This window comes from Nocardia sp. NPDC057663 (genome assembly GCF_042799895.1).
In the GTDB taxonomy this organism is placed as follows: Bacteria; Actinomycetota; Actinomycetes; order Mycobacteriales; family Mycobacteriaceae; genus Nocardia.
Genome location: NZ_JBHVHX010000022.1, coordinates 95803 through 105411, shown reverse-complemented (window position 1 = coordinate 105411; position 9609 = coordinate 95803). Strand labels below are relative to the sequence as shown.

The window sequence follows — 9609 nt, the reverse complement described above, 5'->3', positions numbered from 1 at the left end:
GACCCCTGGTCTCACCGCGGGCGCCGACCCCGTGGCGAGTTCCTCCTGAACCACTGACAGATCGTCGGTAGCTTGGTGCCGACAGCACAGGGGCCGCCGTCCGAGGCGGACGCCCCGGAGAGGACGACCGTGCGCTCGAACCTGATCTCCCGCCGGGATCTGGACTTCCTGCTCTACGAATGGCTGCGAGTGGAGGACCTCACCGGGTCCCCGCGGTTCGCCGAACACTCCAAGCAGACCTTCGACGGTTTCCTGGAGCTGTGCGAGGACATCGCGACGCGCTACTTCGCCCCGCACAACAAGCGCAACGACAGCCACGAACCCACCTTCGACGGCACGACGGTCACCATGATCCCGGAGGTGGGCGCGGCGGTCGAAGCGTTCACCAAGGCCAACCTCATCGGCGCGGGCATGGACGAGGCCCTGGGTGGGCTGCAACTGCCCGCGACCGTGCAGGCCGCGGGCATGAGCTGGTTCCAGGCCGCCAACGTCGGCACCACCGCCTATGTGTTTCTGACCATCGGCAACGCGAATCTGATCGCGGCGCACGGCAGTGCCGACCAGATCGAGCGGTTCGTCCACCCCATGATCGAGGGAACCGCCACCGGCACCATGTGCCTGTCCGAACCCCAGGCGGGCAGTTCGCTGGCCGATATCGTCACCCGCGCCGAGCCGCAGGCCGATGGCACCTATCGGCTGTTCGGGTCGAAGATGTGGATCTCCGGCGGTGATCACGAACTGACCGAGAACATCGTGCATCTGGTGCTGGCGAAGATCCCCGGCGGACCCGCGGGCACCAAAGGCATCTCGCTGTTCATCGTGCCCAAGTTCCTCGTCGCCGACGACGGGTCTCGCGGTGAGCGCAACGATGTCGTGCTGGCCGGGCTCAACCACAAGATGGGCTACCGGGGCACCACCAACACCGTGCTCAACTTCGGCGAAGGCCGCCACACGCCCGACGGATCACCCGGTGCGGTCGGCTATCTCGTCGGCGAGGCACACCGTGGCTTGTCCTACATGTTCACGATGATGAACGAGGCTCGCCTCGGTGTCGGCCTCGGCGCCACCGCCCTCGGCTACACCGGCTACCTCAAATCCGTCGAGTACGCCCGCACCCGCCACCAGGGCCGCGCCCTCACGACCAGGGACCCCGCCACCGCGCAGATCCCGATCATCGAACACCCCGATGTGAAGCGAATGCTGCTGGCGCAGAAAGCCTACAGCGAGGGCGCGCTGGCGCTGCTGCTGTACTGCAACCGGCTCATCGATCTCGAGCGCACCGACACCGATCCCGAGGCCGCCCGCGCGCACACCCGGCTTCTGGAGATCCTCACCGGCGTCGCCAAGAGCTGGCCGTCGCAGTGGTGTCTGGAAGCCAACAATCTGGCGATCCAGGTCCACGGCGGCTACGGCTATACCCGCGAATACGACGTCGAACAGCACTACCGCGACAACCGGCTCAACCCCATCCACGAGGGCACCCACGGTATCCAGGGCTTGGACCTGCTCGGCCGCAAGGTGATCCAGCACGACGGCGCCTCGCTGCTCCTGCTCAGCGAGCACATCGCGAGCACCGTGACCGCCGCCCGCGGGGCAGGCGGACAACCCGGCGAGCATGCCGAGCGACTCGACGCCGCATGGCAGCGACTACTCGCCGTCACCGCAGCCATGTTCGCCGCGGGAGACCCGGCCGCGGCCATGGCCAATGCCGCCGTCTACCTCGAGGCATTCGGGCACATCGTGGTCGCCTGGATCTGGCTCGAGCAGGAACTCGCTACCGTCGGCAAGGACGGCGATTTCTACGACGGCAAGCGCGCGGCTGCCCGCTACTACTTCCACTACGAACTGCCCAAGACCGCACCACAACTGGACCTGCTCGCCGAGCTGGACCGCACCACCCTCGACACCGACGAAAACTGGTTCTGACCCTCGGATCAGACCTTGCCGCACTTTCACATTCTGTTCATTCCGTATTTCGTGCGAACGTGACCAGCACCGGTTGCCGAATGGGCTAATTGAGGATGACGTTGAGTACGACGACCACCAGTCCGAGGGTGGTGTTGGCGATGCCGACCCCGCAGGCACCCCATCGGGAGTATCCGCCCACCCGCGCCGCCACCACGCCCCAGCCGAACAGGATCGCAGCATTGAGGCCCAGCGCCACCGTGGTGTAACCGGGCGTCACCGACCCGTCAGGATGGAAGACGTCGTCGCTCCACCCCGCGAAATGCGCGAGCAACAGCACGATCAGCGTCGGCACGCACGCGATGACCATCGGTATCCCGGTGAGCATGCTGCGACCGAGGTCGACCCAGAACCCCGACCTCGACCCGGCCTGGTGCGTGGACACGTGCTGGCCGTAGCTGCGCGTGACCGCCGCGATGGCCACACCCACCACGATCCACGCCGCCGCGTACATCGGCGTCTGATCCGCCGGAACAGCCGCCAGCATGACACTGGCGAGCACCGTACCCACCACCCCGCCGTAGAGGTCGTTCACCTGTAGCTGCACATTCGCCGATGATAGCCGTGCGGCACAGCGTCAGTTGACGCCTCTGCGGCGCCGGGTGTCGACGCGGTGACGGCGATGTGGTCCCGAGGGCGCCAGAGGTAATAGCCCACCGCCGTCTGACCGGCGACGGTGCGTCACCGACCGGACGGGCTGATCAATACCTTTCCATCCACCTTGCCGGCGGCCAGACGATCCAGTGATGCGCCCAATTCGGTGAGTCCGACTGGGCTCTCGGCGAATTCGTCACCAAGATTCGGTGCGGCAGCCAGGATGTCCAGGGCGGCAGGAAGGTCCGTATCGCAGACGTGGGCGAGCGTCGTATCGAGCGTGATTTCGCGGAAGATCATCGAGTGCAGATCGAGCGCAGGCATTTGTTTCGGGATTCCGACAGCCTGGACTCGTCCGCCGTCGACGACCATCTCCAGAGCCGTCGCCAGTTGCCCCGGCGCGCCGCTGGCTTCGATGACGACGTCGGGTTTGGTGCCGAGCGCATCGGCGATTTCGGCGGCGAGGCCCTGAGACGCGACAAGGGTGCGGTCGGCTCCCAGTCGAGTCGCCCGGTCCAGGCGGCCACCGGGGAAGTCGATGACTGTGATGTCGAAGTCGCCGAGGTATCGGAGACCGGCGAGCACGAAGGAGCCGATCGCCCCGGCACCGATCACCGCCACGCGGTCGCCGTCGCGGGCGCCGGCGCGTCGGGCCGCGTGGATGCCGACGGCGAGCGGTTGAGCGAGCCCGGCATGGTCCACCGACAGTCCGGTGGGCAACGGGCGCAGTGTCTTCGTCGGGACGGCCACGTATTCGGCCATGCCGCCGTGGACATTGAGTCCGAGAGTGCGGTACCGCGTGCACTGATTGGTGCGGCCTTCGGCGCAGCGCCGGCAAGCACCGCACCACACACCGGCACCGCTGGCGACCAGCGTGCCCGCGACAAGGCCGGAGCTCGGGTCGGCTTCGATGATCTCGCCGACGAACTCGTGGCCGGGGATGATGGGTCCGAGGTGACCGCTGTGCGGGTGGCGGCGGTGCACGGGAAAGGTTTTCGGCCCTGCGGTCCACTCGGCGGCATCGGTGCCGCAGATTCCCGAGCGCAGCACCTTCACCAGCGCCTCCCCCACGCCCGGGACAGGGGTGGGGACCTCCTCGATCCGGATGTCGCGGGATCCGTAGTAGACGGCGGCTTGCATTGTCGATGGCACAGCGGTGCCTTTCTCGTCGCGAGGGTGGTCAGGATTGCGGCGGCGGGCAACGGATCCGGGCCGACCACGCGGGCGGCCCGGATCAGCGGAGTCACACCGTGGCGGGTGCGTCGTCTCGGGGATCTGAACTTCGCTGGACGACAATGTCATCGACGCCACCGCTGCTGCGGGGAAGCAACGCCGCCACCAGCGCCGCGAGTCCGAAGAATCCGGCACACAGGACGAGGCCGCCCTGGAATCCGATACTCGTGGCCAGCCCGGCCAGGGCGAACGGCGCCAGCGCCGACACTCCGCGTCCGACGTTGAAGCAGAATCCCGCGCCGGTAGCCCGGGCCCGGGTCGGGAACAGTTCCCCGAGGTAGGAGCCGAACAAACCGAAGAAGGCGGTGAACGCGCCGAACAGCGGGCCCAGCCACAGCAGGGCGGTCAGATCGGTGGTGAGTGCGTAGATCGGCAGTGTCAGCGTGACGCCGAGCAACGTGATGATGATCGTGCGGTGCCTGCCGATATGGTCGGCGAGGAAGCCGAATCCGTTGTAGCCGGCAAACATTCCCAGATTCACCATGGTGACGAACACTGCGACCGACGTCGACGCCAGACCACGCTCGGTGGTCAGGTAGGTGGGCAGCCAGGTCATCGCGCCCCAGTAGCCGAACAGCGCCAGGGCCGCCATGAGGGTGCCGAGCAGGGTTCGGCGACGCAGGGAGGAGCCCAGGACATCGCGCACCGAGACGACATCGCCGGCATTGCCGGCCTTCTGGGCTGCCCAGCTGGCGGATTCGGAGAAGAAGATCACAACGATGGCCAGAGGCAGTACCACCGCGGTGCCCGCCACCAGGAACATCAGCCGCCAGTCCGGCAGGAACCAGCCGGAGATGGTGGCGGCCATGGCGCCGCCGGCGGGGAAGGCGCTGATCACGAAGGCGGCCGCACGGCCGCGGTGCTGCTCCGGCCAGGTCTCGACCACATACGCCGAGACCACGCTCCACACCGCGCCCAGCCCGATACCGGCCAGGAACCGCAGCACCAGGAACATCTCGAAGCTCGGGGCGACCGCGATCGCGGCGGTGAAGGCACCGAAGGTGACCAGCGAGGCGATCAGGGCCTTCTTGCGACCGAAGTTGTCGGCCACATAACCGCCGAGGACGCTGCTGACGCCGATGCCGACCAGGGTGGCGGTGGCGAGGAGCCCACCCTGGGTGATCGTCAGGCCCAAGTCCGTGCGGATGGACGGTAGCGCCATGGACAGCAGGACGATCTCCAGGGCATCGAACAGGTAGGCGAGGAAACACCCGCCGAGCACGATCCAACGAGTACGTCGCATCGTTGTACCTCCAGTGTGAGCTGCTGGGGTCGTGCCCGGGCAGCGGTGATCTTCGAATCGCGGGAAACGGTCGTTCCCGCGGGGGTGGAATCGGTACCGAGGCATGGCTCGCCAGAACGCGACTGGATGTACCGAGTGTCGCCGGCGAGCGCGCTAGTGGCCGTCGGCTTGTGCGAGCACCAGGTCGAAGGTGATGCTCGTCCAGCCGCCCTGCGGATGGGAACCGTCGGGGGCGGGGGTGTCGGTGTGATGCACGGCCTCGACGACGAGGTTCTCCTTCACACCGAACACCGCGTCACAGTCCAGGTAGGGGTCATCCGCGAGGAAGATATGCGTGATCAATGGCCGGAAATCCGGTGCGGTGACCATGAAATGGAGATGCGCCGGACGCATCGGGCCGCGCGCGGTCGCGGTCAGCAGGTCGCCGACCGGACCGTCGTGGGGAATCGGATAGGGCGCGGGCAATACCGACCAGAACCGGTACCCGCCGTCCGCGCCGGACCGCAGCCAGCCGCGACCGGCCGAGCGGCCGTCGGCGTACTGGACGTCGTAGAAGCCGTCGGCGTCGGCTTCCCACACTTCGATCCGCGCGCCCACGATCGGTTCGCCGCCGACCGAGCGGACCCGGCCGGAGACGTAGCACGCACAACCTGGTGCACCGCGGGCGATGTCACCGCCGAGGGGAATCTCGGGGGCGTCGTCGACGAAGAACGGACCGAACACGGTCGATTCGGTGGCGCCGGGCGCGGCGGCTTCGTTGATGGCGACGGTCAGCATGGACAGCCCGAGGACATCGGAGAGCAGGATGAACTCCTGGCGCCGATCATCGGTGATATGCCCTGCGCGGGTGAGGAATTCGATCGCCGCCTCCCATTCCGGCGGGGTGAGTCGGATGTCGCGGGCAAAGGCGTGCAGGTGCCGCACGAGGCTTCCCATGACGTCACGCAACCGGGGGTCGGGGGTTTTGTCGAAGCTGGCGAGCACCTCGGCGGTGACGGCGTGCTCGCGGTCGGTGGCGACGGTGTTGTCGATGCTCATCTCGTCGACCCCGTCGGGTCGGATCCGGCCCATGCACCGTGCAGAATGGCCTGCAGGCCTTGCGCGGTGACCGGGGTCGGATTGTCGGCGGGTGCGATGGCCGCGATGTCCTCGATCACGTCGTCGATGCCGGACTCGTCCATGCCGAGCTCACGCAGACCTCCGCCGGCACCGAGCCCGTCACCGAGTTCGCGCAACGCCTCGACGATGTCGGTGCGGCCCAGGGCCCGCGCGATCCGGTCGGCGGCTTCCTCGGCGTTGGGCAGGTTGTAGGCCAGCACATGAGGAAGGACGATCGCGTGTGTCTGGGCATGCGGCAGATCGAACGCACCACCCAGCACATGACAGATCTTGTGGTGCAGCCCCGAACCGGCCACCGCGAACGCCGATCCGGCGAGATAGGCGCCCAACAGCAACGCACCGCGACCGGCCTGAGCGCTCGGGTCGGCGGCGATCGTGTTCAGTCCTGCGACGAGGTGGCGGATGCCGTCCTCGGCGACCGCGCTGGACACCGGGCTACGCCGCGGCGCCCAGAATGCTTCCACACAATGGGCCACCGCGTTGAGACCGCTGGCGACGGAGAGTTCCACCGGCAGAGACACCGTCAGCTCGGGGTCGTAGACGACCGTCTTCGGAAGAACCCGCCGGTCGGTGCCGGTGGTCTTGCGACCCCCTTCGGTCATGCCCCATACCGGAGTGACTTCGGAACCGGCGTAGGTCGTCGGCACGGCGACGATCGGCAGCCCGGTCGTCAGGGCCACGGCTTTGGCCGTACCCGTGGTCGACCCACCACCCACCGACAGCACCACATCGGCCTCGGCCTCGATCGCTGCTTTGCGGGCGAGCTCGGCGACCTCGACCGGAACGTGCGGGCGAACCTCGGAGAACGTGGCGACCACCCGGTCGGCGAACGGCGCGCACAGCGCGGTCGCAATGCCGTTCTCGGCATCGGTGGCGATGACCAGAACGCGGTGAGCCCCGAGCAGATCCAGTTCGCCGAGCAGCCGGGTCCGCGCGGCACCGGCGCCGAACGCGACCCGGCCGGGCAACCCGTCATAGGTGAACTCCGTCATCGGACCGCCCCCGGGATGACGGTCGGCCAGTAGGCCAGCAGCAGCCAGCGGTCGCCTTCGCGTACCCAGACCGCGACCGAACGATTGGCCAGTTGCTTGCGCACCCCGCCGGCGGTGATGTCGGCGTGCATCTCCCCGGAGACCACGGCGGTGTCGCCGACCACGACGATGCGGGCGACCGGGTGGTCGATGCGGTGGTAGACGTAGTGTCCCGCACGAAGTTTGGCCAGGTAGCTGTCGAGGGTGTCGACCTCGGCGTTGGAGTGGGTGTAGACCAGATCGGGATGGGCGAAGGCGGCGAAGCCGTCGATATCACCGGCCACCACGGCCGCGTAGCGGGCGTCCTCGAGCGAGCGGATCGTCGATTCGATCTCGACGGTGGCGAGGGTTTCGCCGGTCATGAGCGTGCTCCTGTCTGCTGTGGGGTGGAAGGGGTTTCGTGCAGCGCCAGCTGGTTGCTGCGGCGCAACGCGGTGAGGACCTCGGCCATGTCCGCCTCGCCGAGCCCGACGGCGATGGCGTCATCGAGCACGGCCAGTGCGGCTTCGGCGCCTGGCAGCGTCAGTCGGCGGCGGTGCGCCAGCTCCAGCGCCAGGCCGAGGTCCTTGCGGATGAGTGACACCGGCGCCGCGACCGGGGTCGCCTGCGGTGCGAGGTAGGCCTGCTGCTTGTAGCCGACATAGGGCGCGCCCGCCGCGCTGTTGCGCAGGATGTCGTAGAACGTGGCAGGGTCGAGATCACCGGCCTGGGCGAGCAGAATCCCTTCCGCGACAGCCTGACTCAGTCCCGCCAGGACCGCGTTGACCGCGAGTTTGGCTGTCGACCCCGCGCCGACCGGGCCGGCGTGGAATTGGGCGGCGGTCATCGTGGCCAGCACCGGTCGGGCCCGCTCGAACTGTTCGGCCGTGGCGCCGACCATCGTGGTGATGGCGGCGGTTTCGGCCATCGACACACTGCCCGACACCGGCGCGTCGATCACCGCAAGCCCAGGCAGGCCGGCGAGTTCGCGGACGATCTCGGGGCCGACGGTGCCCATCACGATGTGCAGGTGGCCGGAGGCGACGCTGCGCAGATCCTCGACGACGAGGGCGCGGGTGGAATCGCCGTCGGGCAACATGCTGATCGTCAACGGAGTGGCGGCCAGCGTGGCGGCGGTGTCGACGAGGGTGACCTGCCCGGGCGCCTGCTCGGCCAGGGGGTCGTAGGCAAGGACGGTGTGTCCTGCCGCGGCCAGGTGTGCGGCCATCGGCCTGCCCATCCGGCCCAGGCCCGCGAATCCGATCAGCACGGCCGCCCCTCCCCTGCTGCGGAGATCGTCGCGGCGAACCGGTGGGCGGTCGCTGAGCGCGGAGGCGGGCAGGTTGACCGAAGTCGCGCAAGCGGGAAGGACATGAGTCTCCTTCGTCGGCGGTGACGGGGAACGGGGCGAGAGCCACCGAGAATGTGTTCAGTATCATTAAACATTCAGTGAGTGATGTCAACCACCACGCAACATTGAGTGATGGGTCGAGACCTGAGGGCGGCCCCAGGCCCACCGGACAACGGCGCGTCGCGCCGAAACCCGAGACCCGCATCACCTCGAATCGCCACGTCGGGACCGGGTCTCGCAATACACCGCCCGCCGCCGGTACAGTTCGAAGAGAGTGAACACGTCGCGTTCACTGAGAGTTAACGTGTTTCGGCGAGTAGACAGAGGTGCACTGATGCAGGACAGGATCGGGCCCGCGTTGAAGCAGGCACGCCTGGATCAGGGGTTGAGCTTGCGTGGGCTCGCGGCGGCGGCGGGCATCTCGGCCAGCCAGCTCTCACAGATCGAGAACAACAAGTCCCAGCCGTCGGTGAGTACCCTCTATGCCCTCGTCAACCGTCTCGAGGTCTCCCTCGACGAACTGCTCGGCATCCAGCACGGCCGCATCGAACCCGCGGAACCGGTGGCAGGTTCGCCCGCGAACCGGTCCACCGGTGTCGTTCAACGCGCCGCGGACAACCCTGTGCTGGAAATGGCCAACGGGGTCCGGTGGGAGAAGCTGGCGGTCGACCCGGACGCGGGTGTCGACGCCCTGCTGGTCACCTATGACCCAGGTGCCGCGAGCTCGGTGGACCGAATGCCGATGCGCCACTCCGGAACCGAGTACGCGTACCTGTTCACCGGCGAGTTGACCCTGCTGCTCGACTTCGACCGGTACACGATCGGCGCCGGTGACTCGCTGTGTTTCGATTCCACCCGCCCGCACATGTATGTCAATCAGTCCGACGAACCCGCGCGGGGCGTGTGGTTCGTCGCGGGCCGCCACGAGTCCGGCCCTACCCGGGCGTGGGTCGCCGCACAGCTCGGTGAGACCGATACCGAATCGCCCCGCCGCCTGACGAATGCGATCGACGCCCTGGATCTCCTCGGCGCCGCCGCTGTGCGGCCACCCGCTCGGCCCGGCCGCGACAGCTAGCCGCGACCGGGCGGACATG

The 9609-nt window shown here is 67.9% G+C and carries 9 protein-coding genes; 2 read left to right on the top strand and 7 right to left on the bottom strand.

The annotated features are described in order from the left end of the window. Window positions 1-129 precede the first annotated feature (129 nt). Window positions 130-1926, top strand: a complete 1797-nt coding sequence (locus ACFVAV_RS30680; protein WP_379039067.1) for an acyl-CoA dehydrogenase — start codon at window positions 130-132, stop codon at window positions 1924-1926. An 85-nt stretch (window positions 1927-2011) separates the two neighbouring features. On the opposite strand, the gene ACFVAV_RS30675 is transcribed toward ACFVAV_RS30680, so the two are convergent. From ACFVAV_RS30675 to ACFVAV_RS30645, 7 genes are all read right to left on the bottom strand, one after another. Further along, entirely contained in the window at window positions 2012-2512 is a 501-nt protein-coding gene (locus ACFVAV_RS30675; protein ID WP_379039066.1) for a hypothetical protein, read from the bottom strand. A gap of 134 nt (window positions 2513-2646) precedes the next feature. Continuing rightward, window positions 2647-3711, bottom strand: coding sequence for a zinc-binding dehydrogenase (locus tag ACFVAV_RS30670; protein WP_379039065.1), 1065 nt, complete (start codon window positions 3709-3711; stop codon window positions 2647-2649). A gap of 91 nt (window positions 3712-3802) precedes the next feature. Continuing rightward, complete coding sequence (locus tag ACFVAV_RS30665) at window positions 3803-5035, bottom strand: MFS transporter (RefSeq protein WP_379039064.1); 1233 nt, start codon at window positions 5033-5035, stop codon at window positions 3803-3805. Window positions 5036-5188: 153 nt separating this feature from the next. Then, window positions 5189-6073: an intradiol ring-cleavage dioxygenase gene (locus tag ACFVAV_RS30660; RefSeq protein WP_379039063.1), complete on the bottom strand. Its 885-nt coding sequence runs from the start codon at window positions 6071-6073 to the stop codon at window positions 5189-5191. Further along, a complete protein-coding gene (locus ACFVAV_RS30655) occupies window positions 6070-7146 on the bottom strand; it encodes a maleylacetate reductase (protein ID WP_379039062.1) in 1077 nt (358 codons plus the stop codon). The genes ACFVAV_RS30660 and ACFVAV_RS30655 overlap by 4 nt, the downstream gene beginning before the upstream one ends. Continuing rightward, entirely contained in the window at window positions 7143-7547 is a 405-nt protein-coding gene (locus ACFVAV_RS30650) for a nuclear transport factor 2 family protein (protein WP_379039061.1), read from the bottom strand. Before ACFVAV_RS30650 ends, ACFVAV_RS30655 begins: the two co-directional genes overlap by 4 nt. Beyond that, entirely contained in the window at window positions 7544-8434 is an 891-nt protein-coding gene (locus ACFVAV_RS30645) for an NAD(P)-dependent oxidoreductase (protein WP_379039060.1), read from the bottom strand. The genes ACFVAV_RS30650 and ACFVAV_RS30645 overlap by 4 nt, the downstream gene beginning before the upstream one ends. Window positions 8435-8849: 415 nt before the next feature. Between ACFVAV_RS30645 and ACFVAV_RS30640 the strand changes: the two genes are divergently transcribed. Further along, entirely contained in the window at window positions 8850-9590 is a 741-nt protein-coding gene (locus ACFVAV_RS30640; protein WP_379039059.1) for a helix-turn-helix domain-containing protein, read from the top strand. Window positions 9591-9609 lie beyond the last annotated feature (19 nt).

Coding starts and splice junctions, on each gene's coding strand:
- ACFVAV_RS30665 (WP_379039064.1), bottom strand. CDS start 5,035: ATGCGACGTACTCGTTGGATCGTGCTCGGCGGGTGTTTCCTCGCCTAC.
- ACFVAV_RS30660 (WP_379039063.1), bottom strand. CDS start 6,073: ATGAGCATCGACAACACCGTCGCCACCGACCGCGAGCACGCCGTCACC.
- ACFVAV_RS30655 (WP_379039062.1), bottom strand. CDS start 7,146: ATGACGGAGTTCACCTATGACGGGTTGCCCGGCCGGGTCGCGTTCGGC.
- ACFVAV_RS30650 (WP_379039061.1), bottom strand. CDS start 7,547: ATGACCGGCGAAACCCTCGCCACCGTCGAGATCGAATCGACGATCCGC.
- ACFVAV_RS30640 (WP_379039059.1), top strand. CDS start 8,850: ATGCAGGACAGGATCGGGCCCGCGTTGAAGCAGGCACGCCTGGATCAG.